Raw genomic sequence first — 20,261 nt, 5'->3', positions numbered from 1 at the left:
GATGCTGTCGTCTTTTTTAATAGAAAATTTTACGGACCGGGATTGGAACCTTTTAGTAAGTATTTTAAAGAAAATTCATATAATAGTAATTGACTGAAACCGTAAATTAGTATTTAATAGTATGAAAAGAGTATTTTATTTGAGTGAAAGGATATATATGAATAATTTTGGAAAGAAATTCGCAATAGCGGCGATAACGGGAATAATGAGTTTGGCGGCTTCTATGACAGCATTTGCAGCATCAGGAATAAAGTCTGTAAAGATAAATATAAAGTCCGATGCAATCACTGTAGGAAAGCCTAGGAATATAGATGATGTTACTGTAAGTACATCAGGAAGCAACTACAGCATAGACGGTGTAGATTTTTTGGAGATGGGTACTGATTGGCAGATTACAGATGTTCCTAAGATTACAGTACATTTGTCGGCAGATGACAACTACTACTTCAGCGTATATAAGGCTGAAGACTTTAAGATAACAGGCGGAGAACTTATAGAGGCAAGAAGAGAGAATACTTCAAATGATCTGTATGTGGACATTCAGTTGCCTGCACTCACAAATCAGGTTTCACCTATAGAGAGCGTTACTTTGAACAACTCCGGACAGGCTACATGGAGTGCATCACAGGGAGCTTCAGGCTATCAGGTAAAGCTTGTCAGAGATAATTCATCTACAATAGGCGGAGTACAGAACTTTACAACAAACAGTGCAAACTTAAAGTATCTTTTGAACAGACAGGGTACATATGTACTTAAGGTGCGTGCTCTAAGCAGCGATGCCCAAAAGAACGGCCCTTGGGTAACATCAAATACCATAACGGTAAGTCAGGCCGAGGCTGCAAGAAACTACAATGAAAGTCAGAGTCAGACATCACAGAGCGGTACATGGCAGCACAATAATACAGGTTGGTGGTACACATTGGCTGATGGAAGCTATGTAACATCTTCATGGAGACAGATAAACGGTGAGTGGTATTACTTCAATGCCGACGGGTATATGCTTGTAGGATGGCAGTTAATAGGCGGCAACTGGTACTATATGGATTTAAACAGCGGAAAGATGCTTTCAAATACTACAACACCTGACGGATACTATGTAGGTATCTCAGGTGCATACAGTGCAACAGGAAAATAATAAATTTAATAAAAAAAGGTCTGAGAAGATCACATATGTGATATCTCAGGCCTTTTTGTTTTTAGATTCCCTTTATAACATAGTCAAATTTCAGTGTGCCTTCGCCCTTTAACAAATATTTATCAAGCGTAGGCGCGCCCCATGTGTCGTCGCCGCCGATACCCATCTGAGAAAGGCTGATACGAAGCACGGTCTTTGTAACAGGAGGCAGTTCAAAGTCATGTCTTGCTTCTTCAAGTTCACTTGGAGTGTAGCAAAGAGCGGATACATTGATACAGTCGCCTGCAACCAAAAGTCCGCGGCCTTTCTTATCTGTAAGTTTGGCAAAACGTACCAAAGACTTGTTGCCGCTTTCCTGTGGTGAAAGGTACTTTGCAAGCTGCTCACTTACTTTGACGCTGTATAAATCAATCTTTGCACCTACAAGCCTGTCGGAATAAGTTTCCATAGGACCTGCACCGTACCATGATATATTCTCATACTCAGGCTTTAACTTAAATAAAGTACCGAACTCAGGAAGATCATACTTGCCCGACACAGGAGTGTACTCCGTATTTACTCTGATACTGCCGTCACCGTAGACATGATATGTGAGGCTCAGTTTATCACTGCTCTCAGGCAGTGCATAATCATATGTTATGGAGACATAGGATTCATGTTCCTCTATAACCGGTCTGAAAGCCCCCCAATATGTACTGACGGGATTAGGCATCCTTGTGGTAGCATAAAGTGAAGCCGTCTTATACTTGGCATATCTGAAAGGCATGTTGTTGCCGTAGTCGTTGTCTGTAGGCGCTCTCCAAAAGTTCGGTCTCGGAACGGCCTTAAGAAGTTCTTTTCCGGCATATCTGTAAGAAACAAGTCCGCCGAAGTTTTGTGAGAAGAGCACCTCAAAGTTCTCGCCCTTAACACCGAAATTACTTACACCCATAATAAGTTTATAAGGTCTTTTTTCAAGCAGAGGAGTATCACATATAAGCTTATTGTCCGGAGCCTTTAAAAGAGCGTCAAATATCTGCATATTTTCTCTTACAGCCGCCTCACTGAATGATACCTCGCCTAAGTTATAAAGTGTTTCGATATTAAAAATCGCCTTAACACCCACGATAAGCTCGTCTCCATATATATCAAACAGACTCTTAACTCTTTCTTTTATATTCAGGCTGTAATCAAGCTTACAAAGGCCCTCACCGCTTATAAAAAAGCTTTCTTCATATAAAGTCTTACCGAACTTCTTTATATAGATTACAAACTTGTAATCACTCAGATTTCTGAAAAGATTTCTGTTGTGGATATGTAAAACGTCCTTGTTTAAATCAAGCTTTAAGTCAACCGGTCTGTAATTATACCTTACGGCCTGCATCTTAGGTGAAGCGTCTCTGTCACCGCCGTAGACGATACCGTTTCCGCTGAAGTTGTAGTCGGTAGGAGAGTCGTCAAAGTCACCGCCGTAGTACTGTGTGTCATTTCCGAAAGGATCCTTACCTGTGATACTTTGGTCAATGTAGTCCCAGATAAAGCCGCCTTGGAAAAGCTCCTCCTCCCATGCAAGTTCCGTATAAAGCTGCATACCGCCACAGGAGTTGCCCATAGCATGTGTATATTCACATTCGATAAAAGGCTTATCTCTGTGAGTCTTTAAAAATTCTTTGACCTCAGCCACCTTTGCATACATTCTGCTCTCGATATCCGAGGTGTCATTGTAGCGGCGGTCATTGTAAACGCCCTCATAGTGTACAAGTCTGCTTGAATCGACCTTTCTGAAAAACTCGCTCATCTCATATATATCGCTGCCGCCGTAGCTTTCATTGCCGCAGGACCAGATAAGAACACTTGAGTGATTGCGGTCTCTAATATACATTGAGTTCGCCCTGTCAAGTAACAGAGGTAACCATTCTTTCTTATCTCCGGGCAGTACAAAGTCATAGTCGGATACGCCGGTTAGAAGACCGTCCCAGCTGCCGTGAGTCTCAAGATTGCATTCATCAATCAAATATATACCGTATATATCACACAGCTCATAGAGCGCCGATGAGTTAGGGTAGTGGCTTGTCCTTATAGCATTGATATTGTTTTCCTTCATAGTCACAATATCTTTTTTAATCTCATCAAAGGTGATTGCACGGCCGAACTTTGAGCTGAAATCATGTCTGTCCACACCTGCAAAGACAATTCTCTTACCGTTTAATGTCATTACATTGTCGGCATTCTTTTCAAAAAGTCTGAAGCCGACCTTTACAGCTGAAACCTCAAGTAAAGTCTCTCCGTCAAATATTTCAATGTAGAGAGTATACAGATTCGGAATCTCGGCACTCCAAAGCTTAGGAGCGGCAATGTCAAATGAAAGCTCGTTTTTGCCCGAATGTAAATTACCTACAGTTTCATAAACTACAGGCATCTCGTCAAATACCTTAAACTCATTTGATTTCAGTGTAAAGTCCATAGCGTCAAATAATTTAAGCGCTACAGTTGCATTATTACTTAAGTCTATGGAAAGATTAAGCTTTACATTGTCAAAGCTTCCCTTTTCAAAGACCTGCTTAATTTCAATATCCTCAAGGTGGCATTTAGGCTTGGTGTAGAGATAAATATCTCTGAATATACCTGAAAATCTGAAAAAGTCCTGATCTTCAAGCCAGCTGCCGGCACACCACTTGGTTACCTGTATTGCAAGCTTGTTTTCTCCTTCAACTATATATTTTGTCAAATCAAACTCTGAAGGAGTGAAGCTGTCCTCACAGTAACCTATATAATGACCGTTTAACCATATGGCCGCCGCACTCTCCACGCCCTCAAACCTGAGTACAAGAGAGTCCTTTAAAAAGTTCTTCGGCAATGTGAAATACTTTACATAACTGCCTACAGGGTTAAAATCTGTCGGAGTCTCACCTGATTTTAAAGCTTGTCTGCCGTCCCAAGGGTAGGCGACATTGGCGTAGTGCGGTCTGTCATATCCCTCCATCTGTATATGCGCCGGAACCCTTATATCATCCCAGTTCTTACAGTCATAGTCCAAGGCTTCAAAGCCGTCAGGAGTGCAGTTGAGATTTATAGAGTAGTCAAATTTCCACACTCCGTTTAAAGAACAGCAAAGTGAAGAGCTTCCCTTAAGTAACTCCGACTTGTTTGCATATACACGATGGTCAGAGTGGGCCGTAAGCCTGTTTTCCTCAAAAACAGAAGGGGTTGAAATATTATTTAAGATATCTTTATTCATTTTTACCTCTCTTAAATTTAAATTTTATCAATAAAAGGTATGAAATCTTAACACAATTTCACACCTTTAAAAGAATATAATATATTATTTTACCGCACCTGTAATTCCTTCGGCAAACTGCTTTTGAAGCAGGAAGAATATGATAACGGTAGGTATACTACAAAGCAATACTGCAAGCATCAAAACGCCGTAGTCTGTTACATAGCCCTCTTTCAGATTGGCAACCAGCATAGGCATGGTGATGGAAGTCTTTTCAGTCATTATTACCTTCGGCCAAAGATATGAGTTCCATGCACCCATAAAAGTGATGATAGCGGCTGAAGCGTAGGTGGACTTCATGGTAGGAACGAAAATTCTAAGGAAGATATGAAATTCATTCAGTCCGTCAAGTCTGGCAGCTTCCAGTATATCATGTGGGAATGACCTGGCACTTTGTCTAAAGAGCATTATCAAAAACGGAGTTGATATGGTAGGAAGCAAAAATCCGAGAGTAGTATTAAGCAGTCCCCACTTTGAAAAAGCCTGAAACAGCGGAATCATAATAGCTACAAAAGGCACCATCATTGCAAGTAACAGCACCGACATAATGGCATCCTTTGCCTTGTCATGGTAGATTTCAAAGCCGTAGCCTGCAAGTGAACAGATAAAAAGCGCAAGTACGGTCATTACTATGGAGTACTTAAAGGAGTTTGCCATAGCACCTGAAACATCACCTGCCGCAAGCAGATTGGCAAAGTTCTTAAAAAGGTAGTTGCCCGGTAAGAGCGCACCTCTTATTACCTCGATACTGGTGTGAGTGGCACTGACAGCCATCCAGTACAGCGGAAAAACGGATATCAGTGATACAATTATTAAAAATATATATTTTATTGCAGTTTTCAGTTTAATCACGCTTATCACCTACTTTCATCTGGATTGCGGCAAGTACTGCTACCAAAATCAAAATAAGGAATGACATGGCGGCAGAGTAACCGAAGTTCGGCACATACTTGAATGAAGAATTATATATATAATGTGACATTGTAATGGTTGAGTTGGCAGGTCCGCCGCCTGTAAGGTTTACAGACTCGTCAAAGAGCTGCAGTGTACCGTTGGTGGACATTATCGCCGTAAGTAAAATCATCGGCTTTAAAAGCGGAATGGTAATCTTTCTAAGTATCTGGAAATATGTGGCGCCGTCAATCTTTGCAGCCTCATATATTGAATATTCGATATTTTGAAGTCCTGCAAGATAAAATACCATGTTGTAGCCTGTCCATCTCCAAAGCAGTGCGATAATAATTACAATTCTTGCGGTAAAAGGATTTGACAAAAAGTTGTATCCGGTGTGCAGTATTCCAAGGTGTATAAGCACGTTGTTGACATAGCCGTCTACCGCAAATAAAGATCTGAAGATAATGGCATATGATACAAGTGAAGTGGCACATGGTAAGAATATGCAGGTTCTAAAAAGCCCCTTGAATCTAAGATGCCTGTCATTAAGCAGTGATGCCAAAAGCAGTGCAAATAAAAGCATTATAGGTACCTGTACTATCAGGTATATAAAGGTGTTTTTCAAAGACTGCATAAAGACCGCATCTGAAAACATTCTTTTATAGTTATTAAGTCCCGCAAAGGATATTTTTGCACCCACACCGGTTTGCATAGACAGTATTATGGCTCTTATCATAGGATAGAAGCTCATAATCGCTATAAGAAGCGTTGCAGGAGTCAAAAATATCCAGCCTGAGATATTTTGCTTTTGTGAGAGTGAAAATTTTTTCTTGTTTCCCATTTTTTCTCCTTCTATAAACAAAGGGGCAGACTTGACCATAGCCAAACCTACCCCCTGAAGTTTAAAATATTATTTACCCATTGCGAAGTTTACAGTGTCCTGAACAGTCTTAAGCTCGCTGTCCACATCGGCACCTGCAATGATATTTGTAGCAGCTACGGCTACGGCATCTCTTGCTTCATAGTAGTAAACACCTGTATTGTTCTTAGGAGTCTTTGAAGCGAATTCTGTAAGAAGCTTATAAACTTCCTGTCCGCCGAAGAACTCTACCTTCTCGGAATAAGCTTCAGTGTTACCTGCAGGTAACCATGTAGCAAGTGCACCGCTTGGAAGGATGCTGTCATAAAGCTTTGTGCTTCCTGCAAATGTCTTTGCAAGGAAATCAACAGCCAAATCTTTCTTCTTTGAAGATCCGCTTACAGCCCAGCTTGAACCGCCGTTGTTTGAGTAGTTGGTCTGCTCACCGATACCTGCAAGCTTAGGAAGATTTGTAACAGCCCACTTACCTGACTGATCCTTTGCGGCTCTTATAGATCCCATAATCCAGCAACCGTTGATAGTTCCGGCTACAGTCTCGGCATTCATAGTTGTGATGTACTGATCCCAGTCGTTTACAAGTACCATAACGCCCGACTCTTTAAGTTCCTTATATGTTTCAAGAGCTTTCTTTAAAGTCTCGTTTCCTACGATATTCGGGTTGCCCTCTGCGTCAAAGAGTGAAGCGCCTGTAGACTGAAGCATAATCATTATAATATCAGCTTCATTTGCCTGACATGAAAGTAAAGGCTTTCCTGTTTTTGCAAGTACATCTTTACCGATCTCGATATATTTATCCCAGTCGATATCTGTAAGGTCCTCAACCTTGTAGCCTGCCTGCTCAAGAATATCTGTTCTGTAAGCCGCTATAACCGTACCGTTATCAAAAGGAACACCGTAGTTTACATTGTTTATTGTGGAGTAAGCCAACTTACCCGGTGCAAACTGTGTGAAATCAAATGCCTTGGTATCTGTAAGGTTTGTAAAAGCGTCAGGGAATGATATCTGATTCTTTGCAAATGCGTTATCCTGCATAAGGAAAATATCAGGTAATGTGGAGAGGTCTCCTGCGGCACCTGCAGTGCTGAGCTTGGTCTGAATATCGGCCCAAGGTGTCTCAACTATATTCAACTTAAAGTCGGGATGGTCCGCCTGATAAACCTTTTCAGCTTCCTTCATAGCATTGATATTGAAAGCCGGGTCCCAACACCAAACTGTAAGAGTGTTGTCATCTGTAGCTGTTGCCGCGTTGTCTGCAGCAGATGAATCACCGGTGGAAGCAGCCTTACCGCCGCCACAGCCTGACAGCAGTCCTGTACACATTGCACCAACCATAAGTGCACTTAAAATTCTTTTTTTCACGAAAAAGTCCTCCTTATTGTCACAATCCTGTAAAAGCCATGTTAATAAAGTTCGAAAAATAGCTTAGTTAAATTGTCTTGGATTGTCTTTATTTTTAAGGATTATACAATATAGTAAAAATATTTGTCTATGGTAGTAGTGTACTATTATAGACTGTATTTTTGTGCAGAATGTAGAAGTCTAAATATAGAAACAATATAATCAGAAAAAATAATGGAAATATCGTGTGAAGTGTATTCAATATACAAAAAACTCTTTGAAAATTGAAAAAACTTTCAAAGAGTTTAAGATTTTGTTGATGTAGAATATAAACTAATAAAGTTGTAAGTCTTGCATAAAAATCTAGCTGTACTGTTTAATCAGTTTTATTATATTTGAGACACCGTTGTTGGCATCGGACTTTGACATGGAGTCTATATACTTTTGCCTGTTTTTATACAGTTTTTGAATCTCGGCGGATAAAGAAATATCGCAAAGAGATTCCTCATCTATAACCTTTGAATATCCTGCGTTTTCAAAAGACTTTGCATTTAATATCTGGTCACCTCTTGATGCGGCACCTGAGAGCGGTATCAAAAGATTCGGCTTTCTGAGAGCCAAAAGCTCACAGATGGTGTTGGCGCCCGCTCTTGACACCACCACATCGGAGAGCGCAAAGAAGTCCTTTAATTCTTTGTCGACATATTCATATTGAAGGTAGCCCTGTTTTTCTATAAGGCTTTCATCTTCGTTTCCCTTACCGCAGATATGTATTACATTAAATTCCTTTAAAATATCGTCAAGAGACTTTCTCACAGCGTTATTTACAATGACCGAGCCGAGACTCCCTCCTATTATAAGTAAAGTAGGCTTATCATCACTAAAGCCGGTAAGTTTTTTTGCGACCTCTTTGTCGCCGCAAAGAAGTTCTTTTCTGATAGGTGAGCCTGTAAGCACCGCCTTGTTCTTCGGTAGATACTGTAAAGTCTCGGGGAAATTTGTGCAAATTTTGGTTGCAAACTTGGTCGCTATCTTATTGGCAAGTCCCGGAGTGATATCGGACTCATGTATAATTACAGGGACTTTTGAGAGTGCGGCAGCTATGACTACAGGCACACTCACAAAACCGCCCTTTGAAAAGACGATATCGGGCGAGTATTTTTTTATTATACTTTTGGCTTCAAATAGTCCTTTCAGTACTTTGAAAGGGTCTGTAAAGTTCTTCAAGTCAAAGTATCTTCTAAGCTTACCTGAGGATATGCCTTCATATGGAATATTCTGTGCCTTTATAAGGCCTTCTTCCATACCGTTTTTGCTGCCTATGTACTTTATATCATAGCCGGCTTCTTTCAGTGCAGGCAAGAGTGCAATATTCGGTGTGATATGTCCTGCTGTACCGCCACCTGTTAATATTATTTTTTTCATACAGTTTCCATTCTCATATTGTAATAAAAGTATTATATAAGTATAATTTAACAAATATAAATATTCAAGTGAGGAAGTACAATGATTGGTATAATCGGAGCTATGGAAGAGGAAATCTCAAAGTTAAAAGAGATTATGGACAATAAAGAAATACACACAATAGCCGGAATGGAATTTGTCAAAGGCGAAATTGCAAGAAAGCAGGTAACTGTGGTGCGTTCAGGTATAGGAAAGGTAAATGCCGCAGCCTGCACACAGATACTGATAGACAGATTCAAAGTTGATGTGGTTATCAATACAGGTATTGCAGGTTCACTGAAAAACGAAATCAATATAGGAGATATTGTACTGTCTACAGATACCGTAATACATGATATGAATGTGGAAGGCTTCGGATATAAAAGAGGTCAGGTACCAAGAATGGATGTGTTTGCATTCCCTACAGATGATGCTTTAAGAAGTCTTGCAAAAAAAATCTGTGAAGAGGATTTAAAAGATATTTCGGTGTTTGAAGGCAGAGTATTAAGCGGTGACGTTTTTGTTTCAGACAAGGCCGTTAAGGATGACTTGAAAGAAACTTTCGGAGGCTACTGTACGGAGATGGAAGGCGCCGCCATAGCACAGGTCGCATACCTCAATAATATAAAGGCACTTATAATAAGGTCAATATCCGATAAGGCCGACGACAGTGCAAGCATGGACTACTCCGAGTTTGAGAAAAAAGCTATAGAACACAGTGTGAAGCTGACAAAGAAGTTGATAGAGACTATAGACGGCTGACTACCTATTGATAATAATATTCAGTTGGTATAAAATACAGATAACTTTGAGGCTTGTTTTGTCTCAAAGAGTATCATTTATTTAAGTTTGAAAGGCGAGAAAGATGAGTAAGACAGTAAGTTTTGATTATTCAAAAGCAGGAAAATTTTTAGGGGCTGATGAGTTACAAAATTTTAAAACTATAACATTAAACGCAAGAGATACACTCTTGTCAAAGACAGGAGCAGGCAACGACTTTTTAGGATGGATAGATTTGCCGGTATGCTATGACAAAGAAGAGTTTGAGAGAATAAAGGCGACAGCAAAGAAAATAAAAGAAGATTCGGATGTGCTCCTGGTTGTGGGAATCGGCGGTTCATATCTCGGAGCAAGAGCGGCAATCGAGTTTTTAAGCCACAGTTTTTATAACTGCCTTGACAAGTCACAAAGAAACACACCACAGATAATATTCTGCGGAAACTCAATCTCATCAAAATATATTGCAGATATAAAGGATCTGTTAAAAGATAAAGATTTCTCAATCAATATCATTTCAAAATCAGGAACCACCACAGAGCCGGCTATCAGCTTCAGAGTATTCAAAGAGATGCTTATAGAAAAGTACGGCAGAGAAGAAGCAAACAAAAGAATCTACGCGACAACAGATAAGGCCAGAGGAGCACTTAAGTCACTTGCAAACGAAGAAGGCTATGAAAGCTTTGTCGTACCTGACGATATAGGAGGAAGATTCTCCGTACTTACAGCGGTAGGATTGCTTCCGATAGCTGTAGCCGGAATAGATATAGACGAACTTATGGCAGGTGCCGCAGCGACCAGAGAAGAAGTGCTGAAAAAGGACTTTGAAGAGAACCCTTCACTTTTATATGCAGCCGCAAGAAATATCTTCTTAAGAAAAGGAAAGAATATAGAAGTAACAGCCAACTACGAGCCGAGTCTTCACTATGTATCCGAGTGGGTAAAGCAGCTCTTCGGTGAGAGCGAAGGCAAGGATAACAGAGGTATCTTCCCTGCGGCTGTAGACCTTACAACAGACCTTCACTCAATGGGACAGTATATTCAGGACGGTGCCAGAATAATGTTTGAGACCGTACTTGATATAGAAAAGTCTCCTGCAGAAATACTTCTGAAAGAAGAAGAGACCGATACCGACGGAATGAACTACCTTGCAGGCAAGAGCGTGGATTTTGTCAACAAGTCCGCAATGAACGGAACAATACTTGCACATACGGACGGAGATGTACCGAACCTTAAGATAAATATTCCTGATATGAGTGCATTCTCACTTGGAAGCTTGTTCTACTTCTATGAGTTTACCTGCGGAGTCAGCGGATACATACTTGGAGTAAATCCGTTCAACCAGCCGGGAGTTGAAAGCTATAAGGCAAATATGTTCGCACTTCTCGGAAAGCCGGGCTATGAAAGTCAAAGAGAAGAACTTTTAAAGAGGCTTGGTTAGAGATGTTCAGACTTTGGGGTAGAATATTTAAAGACAATCGTATGATAAAAGATCATGTTGCACAGGACGGTGACTACAGCAAAGACAGAAAGACCATGGTATTTGATACGATTAGGGAGATATGTCATAAGTTTGATGTAGCGGAGCCGATATGGCTTTTGCCGAACATAGATGATTTTGCATACAGAGGTAAAGTCAGGTTTAATGCCGACAACTTTATAGAACAGATAGACTTTGACTATCTTGAAATACAGATAATCGAAGAATAGGGGTCTATTATTTTGCCCCAAAAGAATAACATATAATGGAGAGTATAAATGGCGGAACCTATATTAGATTATGAAAGCTTCTTTGAGGGTGCAAAAAATGCTTTGCTTGAGCTTGATACACTCAGTACTGAGGAACAAAGACTGAGCCTTGAAAGTGATAGAATATCAAAGGCTATAGATTCGGAAAAAAAGGCTACCGAGGATAAGATAGCCGACACCACCGCAAAGAGACTTAAAGAAATAACTTCTACATATGACAGTGAGATAAAAAAAGCCGAAGAGCAAAAGAGGCTGGCAGAAGCAAAAAAAGAAAAGGCGAAGAACAAAAAGATAAGTGAAAGAATCTCCGACGAGACAAAGGACCTTAGAGAACATATTGCAACGATAAAGTCCGAGATAAAGCAGGAAATGAAAAATGTAGGCATTCCGGCATTCTGCAATACAAGGAGCTATTTTACATTTTATTTTCCGCATAAGTTCTTTGACTATATAAAGATACTTATAACTGTAGTGGTACTCTTTTTGGGATTGCCTGTGCTTATATATAAGCTGATACCTGAGCATAAGCCGATATACCTTCCGTTTATATACTTTGTTATAGTGCTTATTACAGGAGGACTCTATATCATTATAGGCAACCTTACCAAAGCAAGACATAGAGACAGCCTTATGAAGATAAGAGCGATGAGAGACAATATAGACCACGATATGAAAAGAATTGTTCTTATCACAAAGGATATCAACAATGATTCGGCGGATGACAGATATGATCTCTCATCTTTTGATAATGAGATACTGGCTGTAAGCGATAAGCTTTCAGATCTGAATGCAAAGAGAAATGCGGCCGTAAGCGACTTTGAAAACAATACAAAAAAGATTATCACAGATGAGATAAGGGAAAGCTCAAGAGAGAAGCTTGAAAGTCTTACCGGTGAGCTTGAGATGACAAAGAAAAGCTTAAGCAGTATAGCTGACAGAAGGTCGCAGATAAACTTGACAATATCGGATAAATACGAGTCATATCTTGGAAGAGGCTTCTTAAATACGGAAAAAATAGATGCACTGCAAAAGTTGATAACAGACGGAGAAGCAAACAACATCAGTGAAGCTATAGATCTGTATGAAAGAAGACAAAACGGGTAAGTGATGATAGAAGATAAAGAACTGAAAAAGCAGGAAATAAAAAACAGAATCATAGACACTTCTGACCTTGAAGAAGATACTCCAAGATCCAGAAGAAGGCAAAATGCGGATATTTTTACACAAGGGAGGAGAGTTGTCATACTCCTCCTTGTTTTGGTAGGGATCATAATATTAGGGCTTGCCTTTCAAAACAGATTTAAAACTCATACAAAGTTCAAACTGAAGTGGATGCATGAGTTAAGCGAAGGAAGCCTTGTGGATTATATAAGTCTTGGGAACGGTTTTTTGAAATATTCAAAAGACGGAGCAGTTTATCTGAAAAAAAACGGCAAGAATGTTTGGGTGGACAGCTATGAGATGAGTAACCCCAAGACCAATACCAACGGAAGGTATGCAATAGTCTTTGATGTCGGAAGTAAGCAGATAGTAAGCTACACCAAGGAAGGAAAAGCGGCAAGCATAGACACCGAACTTCCTATAATAAAGGCGATAGTCTCAAAAAGCGGAGTGGTCACGGCACTTGTGGAAGAATCGAAGTCTACAGATATAGTTTTTTTTGACAATGAAGGCAAAAAACTTGATATAACGGTAAAATCAAAGCTATCGGGAGACGGTTTCCCTACAGATATTGCGATATCTCCTGACGGAACCGCACTTCTTGCCGCATTCCAGTATCTGAAAGGCAGCTCCATGATGGGAAGAGTTGTATTCTATGACTTTTCGGAGATAGGTAAAAATATGCCGAACAGAGTGGTGGGCGGCTTTGACGAAGAGTTCGTCTCATCCATGGTGGCAAGGGTAAAGTATCTGGATAAAATAAACTCGGTGGCGATCGCTTCGGACGGACTGTATTTTTTCTCATCAAAGAATATAGCGTCGCCGAAACTTGTAAAGACGATAAAGGCGGAGAATGATATAGAAGCGGTAGCGTTTGAGGGAGACAGACTCTGCGTGGTATATAAAAACACCTCGGAAAAATTCAATCATACACTATATATATATTCAAAGACAGGAAGCGTATTGCTTAAAAAAGAGTTTGCGGGAGATTTTAATAAACTCGATATGCAAAAAGGATATATATATATGACAAAAAACGATAATGCTATTATAATGAATACATCAGGCGTAATAAAATACAGCGGAAGCCTGGACGTAAATATCCATAAGATTGTAAAGAGCGGGTTTTTATCAGGGTTTACAGTGCTTGGGGATAACGACTTTAGAGGTATAGTACTCAAATAAACACGGCAAAGGAGAAATTATGGAGCAGGTATGTGTAGGAGTTGACATTGGTGGAACAAGTGTAAAGCTGGGTATATTCACACTGAGCGGAACATTGCTCAAAAAGTGGGAGATACCTACAGAGCCGAAGAATGATACAAAGGCTCTTATTGAAAAGATAGGCAAGTCGATAAAAGAAAACCTGAAAGAAGGCGGACTTTCACTTACAGACTGTGTAGGAGTGGGAATGGGAGTTCCGGGACCTGTAATGCCCAACGGCTACATAGAAGTAGTTGTAAATATAGGCTGGAAAGAAGTATTCCCTGCAAGAATCCTTTCAGACCTTTTGGACGGTATGCCTGTAGCGCTCGGCAATGACGCCAATGTGGCTGCACTCGGTGAAGCATGGATGGGCGGTGCCAAACATATCAAGGATGTTGTGATGGTAACACTCGGCACAGGTGTAGGCGGAGGCATCATAATAGACGGCAAGATAGTACCGGGAAAACACGGACTTGGCGGAGAAATAGGACATATGCATGTGAGAGAGTCGGAGACCGAAAAGTGCAACTGTGGAGGTAAGGGTTGCCTTGAGCAGATATCCAGCGCCACCGGAATAGTCAGAGAAGCAAAGAAGCTTCTTGCAAAGAAAAAAGACACTTCAAGACTTGCACTGATAGAAGATTTGACAGCCAAGGATGTACTTGATGCCGCAAAGGCCGGAGACAAGCTTGCTATAGAAGTGGTCGATATAGTGGCAAAATACCTCGGAATAGCTCTGGCACATATAGCAATGACGGTAGACCCTGAGATATTTGTAATAGGCGGAGGTGTTTCAAAAGCCGGAGATTTCCTTATAGACAAGATAAGAGAAAAATTCATATACTATACACCTATTACAAAGAGTAAGGCGGATATAGTAATAGCCAAGCTTGGAAACGATGCCGGAATATATGGCGCCGCAAAGCTTGTAATATCATAGTCGGGGTTGACTTTTTGCTGATTAAAGTTTATCATCATATATGAGATGAACGAAACAGCTCATTATAATCACAATGCGAAAGCTTGGAGAGGGGAGACTCTCCAAGCTTTCTTTTATTGTCAGATTGGGAGACGACAACATAGTAAGTATAGCAGTATTTATAAAAAAATACCATATATCTTAAAAATACTTTCATATATAAGGCTTGTTTTTGGAGAGATGTGGTGATATAGTGTCAGATAACGAAATAATTCAGGCGGTCTTGCCGTTTGACTTAGGAGGTAAAACTATGAAAAAAAGATTTTTAATAACAGTTTTAGGATTAACAATGGGAAGCGCATTACTCTTTAGCGGATGCGGCTCAAAAAAAGATACCAATGAATCAAGCCAGACTGTAGCGGAGAGTACAACAGCTGCAGAAAGCACTACAGCCGAGACTACAACAGCAGCTGCAGTAAAAGTGGATATAAACTATGATATAGCAAATCACCTTGACGAGTCATATGACGACATAGGTAAGGCATTCGGAGATCCGGCATCGGATGATATCAAAGAAGATGCGGGAGAGAGACTGGTAAAGTATACAAATCCTGAAAGAGAGTTCCACTATTATAATGACGGAACAAGCGGATATATGCTTCAGGCCGTAAGCGGTAAGGCAGGGGACATACTCAGCTTTACAGCAGATAAAGTAAGCCTTAGCGATGCAATGAATCAGATGGAAGCAAAAGAAGAAAAAGGACTTGAGTCTAACGAGGCTTTGCTTACAGTAGGTCAGAAGGGTGAGAGCACAGTGGTATTCGAGTCTGAAGGATATTATTTCGTAGTATCTGTAGATAAAGATAAGAATATAACAAAGGACAGTGCCGTAGCAATAGTTACTGAGGATAAGATAGCTCTTGATAATACAGGCGCTGAATCAAAGGCTCCTTCAGAGGTGAAGACACCTGAGACAACAGCTGCAGAGAGCACAACAGCAAAGAAGTAAACAGATTCAATAATAATATAAGATATAAACAATGAAATCGAATGAGTATTTGAGTATATGCATAAATATACCGGAAACTCATTCGATTTTTTTGTTATGAAAAAGTAAGAAAATAAAATTACATAAAGCAAATTGAGTGAAACTAAACTTTATCATTGACAAATAATAAAAATATGCTAGAATGTTGAAAAACATATATAATATAGCTAGTTGAACTTGACTGTTTAAATTGGACTAATATATAAAAACAATAAAAATATCTGATATTCATCGAGTTGACTTATTTGACAAAGCTACTGTTCAATACTATTATAATGTTGTATTATACAAATATAATAGTATAATTAGCGATTGTCGGATAGGCAGGGTAAAATATGACATAAGCAGGTTTGAAATAGGCATAAATCTTAATGGTTATTCATGTGATTTATGACGGATTGAAGAGAGGAACTGATGACAGTTCCACAAAGTGTAAGAACTTATTATTATACAAGATACAAAAATATAGAAATAGATATAAGACTGTAAATTAGAGTGAGTTTTTACAATATGAATATGATATACTTTTTTTAATGCCGATAAGAAAGTGACACTGATATATTTTGCAAATATTTTTTGTGTTGTCTTGTTTGCATGGAGAAAATATATAAATAAACTAACCGGATATAAAGAGACTGATTTAATGCCGCTATGTTGAACAGTTATATGGAGAATGTAAGTGGAGCATGATATAGGACTCCGTATTCCGGTTGACACACAATCAAGGAGGTGGTTTGATGAAGAAAAAGAGGGTAGTAAGTCAAGCAGGCTTACTGGCAATTTCCGCTCTTTTCCTCTGGGTATTCCCAAGCACAGCACATGCAGAGGGCTGGGACAACTCAAGCGGAGAGTGGAGATACCTTGATAGTGCCAACAACGCAGTGTCTGATGCTTGGCGTAAGTCAGGCGACGCATGGTACTATTTAGGTGATGACGGAAATATGGTAAAAGATTCAATCGTTACCATAGGCGACAACTCTTATTACTTGGATGCTAACGGCGCTATGGCTGCGAACCGTTGGATACAGACCAAAGACGATGACGACAATGAAGGTTGGTTTTTCTTCGGTCCTGACGGTAAGGCATACAAGGGTAAGGAAGGAAGAGTATACGCAAGAGAGATAAACGGCAAGAAATATCTCTTCGATGAGGACGGAGTAATGCAGACAGGATTCTTCGACGCAGAGGGCAATGCGGTAGAAGATGAAAATCCTTTCAAGACTGCCGTATACTATTTCAGAGATGACGGAGCAATGCTTCAGGATCAGTGGTTACTCTACTCACAGGTAGGAGAGAATCCGGGATATTCGGAGCTTGCACAGAGAAACTACAGCGAGTATGACGAGATGTGGCTCTACTTTGGAAGCAACGGTAGAAAGTACGCTGCAAGCAGTACAGATCGTTCAAAACAAAGAGAGATTAACGGTAAGGATTATCTCTTTGATGAAAACGGTGTAATGATACCTCAGCTTTCACTTAGAAGTGCAAACATCAGAGCAACTTCAAGCAACGCAAGAGTAAAATACGGTTCACTCGATACAGACGGTGAGCAAAGAGATGACTACTGGACATTCAGCGTTCCTAATGAAGTAATGAGTCAGGATGACTACGATACGCAGGAGCACAGCTGGTTCAGAACAAAGAAGAACGGAGATGTCATCAAAGACAAGATTGCTACGGTACTTGGAAGAAGATATGCTTTCGATGAGATAGGTCGTATGCAGACAGGATTTGTAGTAATGCTTGAAGACGGTACATTCGGTATCAAGTATGATGTAGATGAGTGGAATAAGGAAGACTTCCTTACAGACGCAACCAACTCACCTATAGCAGCTATAGATAGAGGTAACTTGTATCTCTTCGGTACAGATGAGCTTAACGACGGTTCTATGGTTACAGGTGAAGTAACAGTTTCTCTTAGAGATCAGAATGCGGTATTCGGTTTCAGAGACAACGGTAAGGCTATCGGAGCTAAGTGTACACTTGCAAAGAGCAATGACAAGTTCTATTATAACGGTCTTAGATTGGATGCTGACGGAGACCTTAAGTACGGAATTCTTCGTGATACAAGAACAGGTCACGGTGAATATGTTGTCGTAGACGCAAACGGCAAGCAGGTAAAGGGTCAGAAGATACTCAAAGACGGCGAAGGCAATTGGATAATAGTTGACAACTCAAAGTTCGTTGCAAGAGTAGCTGACGGCGACAGACCGAGAAAGAAAAATGGTAGATTCTATCACTATGACTCTACTGCTGAAAGAAATGACAGATGGGGTGCAGAGATCACATTCGCGACAGACGGTGCAAACAATCTGGACAGTGATTTCGTACTCTTTGACAGATAAGGTTAGAGGAGAGATATGAAGAAAAACAATTTAATAAGAAAGGTTAAGCAGACGACTGCGGGGCTGTTGACAGCGGCAATGGCACTTACAGGCGCTCCGCTGGGAAGTTTTACTTCGCAGGCGGCGACGACTGTGCTGCAGCCTAATACTGCGTTGAATCCCACAGGTTCAAATAGCCTTGTGAACAATGTAGGCGGTTGGGTGTACGGATCATCAAATACTACAGCGTTTGTTTTTGGTGATTCAACAGGCCATACAGGAACAAACAGCTCCGGAAGCGGTGGTACAGATACATACACATTTAACGTTGGAGCGGTTTTAAAGGATTCAGATAGGGAAAATACTTCAAGAGGATACTATCCTAATAATGCTCCAACTCCTCCGGGTACAAACCCACGATATGCGGCAGCTTATAGAACTCAGGATAACTGGTGGCACGGTTACTACGCTTTCGGTACACCATGGTTGCTGAGAAGCAATATGGGTGCGGTAAACAATGCTACAAATCCTGTGGATCCTACCAACACTTGGTCAGGTAATGAACCTACAAGTGCAAGCTACACAAGCACTGCAAGACGAGCACTTCATACAGGAACCGGTCATTATAATGGTGAAGTTCAAGAAATTGTAGACGGTGCTAAAAAGGTAGAATTAAGGCAGGAAGTAAAGCCGACAAAAGACGGCGGTGTTGTTGTAGAGTATACAGCTTATAATCCTACAAACAGTGTTATAGATTTCATGGTGGGAAATGAGACTGATACCATGATAGGAGGACAGGATGCCGTTCCTATATTTGTTACAAAGAACGGTCTTCACTTTCAAAACTCAAGCAGTTCGTATGATAATGACGGATTCGGTACAGTATTTGACGTAAAGCCTGCAGGTATAACCAATAGAGGTGCAGGAGATCCTTCTGAGACCAGATTTTGGGCAGGTAGTTGGTCAACCACAGCGGGTGTAGCACATACTGCATGGGTGTTCTCACAGTCAAAGTATGGATATATAAATCCGGGAGATTCGGCAGCCGGCTTCAGTGCTTATTTTAACTTACAACCCGGAGAGACTAAGACAGCCAGCTTTGAACTTTCGATGCTTCCGGCAGTTATCTATGTAGATCCGAATGCCTCATCAAGCGGTAACGGATTTATGGGAACTCCTGTTAAGACTATTGCAGAGGCTATGACCAGAATAGGCCAGCTTGGTTACACATCTAAGGCATATATCTATGTACAGGGTGACATTAGCTTAGATGATACTGTTTCAGTACCTGCCGGTAAACAGGTAACTATTACAACAGCTGATTTTGACGGAGCACCGGCAGGTGTTAATTATAATGCTACGGGTTATGTTGCATCAGAGCCTACACCTTCAACCGGTAAGAAGACAATTACTCGTAAGCCTACAAAGTCAAACGGACATGCTAACGACGGAGCGATGTTTGAATTAACAAGTTCAACTTCAGGATTGGCATTCCAAAATATTACTATAGACGGTAACGGTAACAATGTTACAGCTGCAGCACCTATAGTAGATGCTACAGCAGGAACTGTAAAAATGCTGAGCGGTGCTACACTTAAGAATAATAAAGTAAGCGGGAACGGAGCTTCCGCTATAAATGTAGGTGGAAGTGCCGTGTTAGCTCTTGACGGAGATAACTCAAAGATCACAGGTAACTTCTCTACAGGAGACGGAGATGCGGTAATGGTAAGCTCAAGTGCTGATCATCCGGTTACTTTAAACAGAGGTGCAAGCATCACAGGTAATACAAATGGAGAAGCGGCGGCAGCTACAGCACCAAGTACACCTGATCCTGTGACACATAAGCTTCCTACAGGCGTGAAGAAGGCAAATGTGCAAGTCGGAGATAAGCCGTTATGGGTAAAGAGCGGAGACAAGTATACAGGTACTGTCGGTATAACACTGGAGAGTGCAAGCTTACCTCAGACAAGTGATCAGGCTACATATATTGTAGATTATGCCGACAGAGCTACAGGCGGTGCATTACCATATTCAACATCAAACTTTGAGCCTGATGGAGACGGACAGCATATAGTAAATGCGACTACTGCAGATCCTGCAACTCCGGTAGGAACTACAACAGGAAATTAGA

15 protein-coding genes are annotated in these 20,261 nt (G+C 40.6%); 10 read left to right on the top strand and 5 right to left on the bottom strand.

The genetic code is table 11. The annotated features are described in order from the left end of the window. Nucleotides 1–157 precede the first annotated feature (157 nt). Nucleotides 158–1,135 carry a cell wall-binding protein gene (locus tag EHW90_RS10855; protein ID WP_124952787.1) on the top strand — a complete coding sequence of 326 codons (978 nt, stop codon included), beginning with the start codon at nt 158–160 and terminating at the stop codon, nt 1,133–1,135. A gap of 61 nt (nt 1,136–1,196) precedes the next feature. Here the strand turns inward: EHW90_RS10855 and EHW90_RS10850 are convergent, their stop codons facing one another. From EHW90_RS10850 to EHW90_RS10830, 5 genes are all read right to left on the bottom strand, one after another. Continuing rightward, nucleotides 1,197–4,352 (bottom strand): glycoside hydrolase family 2 TIM barrel-domain containing protein, encoded by a 3,156-nt coding sequence (locus tag EHW90_RS10850; protein ID WP_124952786.1) that lies wholly within the window; start codon nt 4,350–4,352, stop codon nt 1,197–1,199. Nucleotides 4,353–4,436: 84 nt separating this feature from the next. Beyond that, nucleotides 4,437–5,243 carry a carbohydrate ABC transporter permease gene (locus EHW90_RS10845; protein ID WP_124952785.1) on the bottom strand — a complete coding sequence of 269 codons (807 nt, stop codon included), beginning with the start codon at nt 5,241–5,243 and terminating at the stop codon, nt 4,437–4,439. Beyond that, nucleotides 5,236–6,126: a carbohydrate ABC transporter permease gene (locus EHW90_RS10840; RefSeq protein WP_124952784.1), complete on the bottom strand. Its 891-nt coding sequence runs from the start codon at nt 6,124–6,126 to the stop codon at nt 5,236–5,238. Before EHW90_RS10840 ends, EHW90_RS10845 begins: the two co-directional genes overlap by 8 nt. A 69-nt stretch (nt 6,127–6,195) precedes the next feature. Next, nucleotides 6,196–7,524 carry an ABC transporter substrate-binding protein gene (locus tag EHW90_RS10835; RefSeq protein ID WP_124952783.1) on the bottom strand — a complete coding sequence of 443 codons (1,329 nt, stop codon included), beginning with the start codon at nt 7,522–7,524 and terminating at the stop codon, nt 6,196–6,198. A gap of 342 nt (nt 7,525–7,866) precedes the next feature. Continuing rightward, nucleotides 7,867–8,928, bottom strand: a complete 1,062-nt coding sequence (locus EHW90_RS10830; RefSeq protein WP_124952782.1) for an undecaprenyldiphospho-muramoylpentapeptide beta-N-acetylglucosaminyltransferase — start codon at nt 8,926–8,928, stop codon at nt 7,867–7,869. A gap of 81 nt (nt 8,929–9,009) precedes the next feature. Between EHW90_RS10830 and EHW90_RS10825 the strand changes: the two genes are divergently transcribed. The 9 genes from EHW90_RS10825 (at nt 9,010) to EHW90_RS10785 (ending at nt 20,260) form a co-directional block, all read left to right on the top strand. After that, nucleotides 9,010–9,708: a 5'-methylthioadenosine/adenosylhomocysteine nucleosidase gene (locus EHW90_RS10825; RefSeq protein ID WP_124952781.1), complete on the top strand. Its 699-nt coding sequence runs from the start codon at nt 9,010–9,012 to the stop codon at nt 9,706–9,708. Between the two features lie 103 nt (nt 9,709–9,811). After that, nucleotides 9,812–11,164, top strand: coding sequence for a glucose-6-phosphate isomerase (locus EHW90_RS10820; RefSeq protein WP_124952780.1), 1,353 nt, complete (start codon nt 9,812–9,814; stop codon nt 11,162–11,164). Nucleotides 11,165–11,166: 2 nt separating this feature from the next. Continuing rightward, entirely contained in the window at nt 11,167–11,433 is a 267-nt protein-coding gene (locus EHW90_RS10815; protein WP_060931046.1) for a hypothetical protein, read from the top strand. 48 nt (nt 11,434–11,481) lie between these two features. Further along, on the top strand, nt 11,482–12,576 hold the full coding sequence (locus EHW90_RS10810; RefSeq protein ID WP_124952779.1) for a hypothetical protein: 1,095 nt from the start codon (nt 11,482–11,484) through the stop codon (nt 12,574–12,576). A 3-nt stretch (nt 12,577–12,579) separates the two neighbouring features. Then, complete coding sequence (locus EHW90_RS10805) at nt 12,580–13,818, top strand: DUF5711 family protein (protein WP_124952778.1); 1,239 nt, start codon at nt 12,580–12,582, stop codon at nt 13,816–13,818. A gap of 19 nt (nt 13,819–13,837) precedes the next feature. Further along, a complete protein-coding gene (locus EHW90_RS10800; protein ID WP_124952777.1) occupies nt 13,838–14,779 on the top strand; it encodes an ROK family glucokinase in 942 nt (313 codons plus the stop codon). Nucleotides 14,780–15,068: 289 nt separating this feature from the next. Further along, nucleotides 15,069–15,767, top strand: a complete 699-nt coding sequence (locus tag EHW90_RS10795; RefSeq protein WP_124952776.1) for a hypothetical protein — start codon at nt 15,069–15,071, stop codon at nt 15,765–15,767. A gap of 776 nt (nt 15,768–16,543) precedes the next feature. Continuing rightward, entirely contained in the window at nt 16,544–18,151 is a 1,608-nt protein-coding gene (locus EHW90_RS10790) for an N-acetylmuramoyl-L-alanine amidase family protein (protein WP_124952775.1), read from the top strand. A 15-nt stretch (nt 18,152–18,166) separates the two neighbouring features. Next, complete coding sequence (locus tag EHW90_RS10785) at nt 18,167–20,260, top strand: hypothetical protein (RefSeq protein ID WP_124952774.1); 2,094 nt, start codon at nt 18,167–18,169, stop codon at nt 20,258–20,260. The last annotated feature ends 1 nt before the right edge of the window (nt 20,261 follow it).

Source organism: Lachnoanaerobaculum orale (genome assembly GCF_003862485.1).
GTDB lineage: Bacteria > Bacillota > Clostridia > Lachnospirales > Lachnospiraceae > Lachnoanaerobaculum > Lachnoanaerobaculum orale.
The sequence above is the reverse complement of the archived record's forward strand: the minus strand, read 5'-3'. Positions and strand labels throughout refer to the sequence as shown.

What these genes read in the sequence shown, in the direction of transcription:
- EHW90_RS10855 (WP_124952787.1), top strand. Translation starts at nt 158, where the DNA reads ATGAATAATTTTGGAAAGAAATTCGCAATAGCGGCGATAACGGGAATA.
- EHW90_RS10850 (WP_124952786.1), bottom strand. Translation starts at nt 4,352, where the DNA reads ATGAATAAAGATATCTTAAATAATATTTCAACCCCTTCTGTTTTTGAG.
- EHW90_RS10840 (WP_124952784.1), bottom strand. Translation starts at nt 6,126, where the DNA reads ATGGGAAACAAGAAAAAATTTTCACTCTCACAAAAGCAAAATATCTCA.
- EHW90_RS10830 (WP_124952782.1), bottom strand. Translation starts at nt 8,928, where the DNA reads ATGAAAAAAATAATATTAACAGGTGGCGGTACAGCAGGACATATCACA.
- EHW90_RS10825 (WP_124952781.1), top strand. Translation starts at nt 9,010, where the DNA reads ATGATTGGTATAATCGGAGCTATGGAAGAGGAAATCTCAAAGTTAAAA.
- EHW90_RS10820 (WP_124952780.1), top strand. Translation starts at nt 9,812, where the DNA reads ATGAGTAAGACAGTAAGTTTTGATTATTCAAAAGCAGGAAAATTTTTA.
- EHW90_RS10815 (WP_060931046.1), top strand. Translation starts at nt 11,167, where the DNA reads ATGTTCAGACTTTGGGGTAGAATATTTAAAGACAATCGTATGATAAAA.
- EHW90_RS10810 (WP_124952779.1), top strand. Translation starts at nt 11,482, where the DNA reads ATGGCGGAACCTATATTAGATTATGAAAGCTTCTTTGAGGGTGCAAAA.
- EHW90_RS10805 (WP_124952778.1), top strand. Translation starts at nt 12,580, where the DNA reads ATGATAGAAGATAAAGAACTGAAAAAGCAGGAAATAAAAAACAGAATC.
- EHW90_RS10800 (WP_124952777.1), top strand. Translation starts at nt 13,838, where the DNA reads ATGGAGCAGGTATGTGTAGGAGTTGACATTGGTGGAACAAGTGTAAAG.
- EHW90_RS10795 (WP_124952776.1), top strand. Translation starts at nt 15,069, where the DNA reads ATGAAAAAAAGATTTTTAATAACAGTTTTAGGATTAACAATGGGAAGC.
- EHW90_RS10790 (WP_124952775.1), top strand. Translation starts at nt 16,544, where the DNA reads ATGAAGAAAAAGAGGGTAGTAAGTCAAGCAGGCTTACTGGCAATTTCC.
- EHW90_RS10785 (WP_124952774.1), top strand. Translation starts at nt 18,167, where the DNA reads ATGAAGAAAAACAATTTAATAAGAAAGGTTAAGCAGACGACTGCGGGG.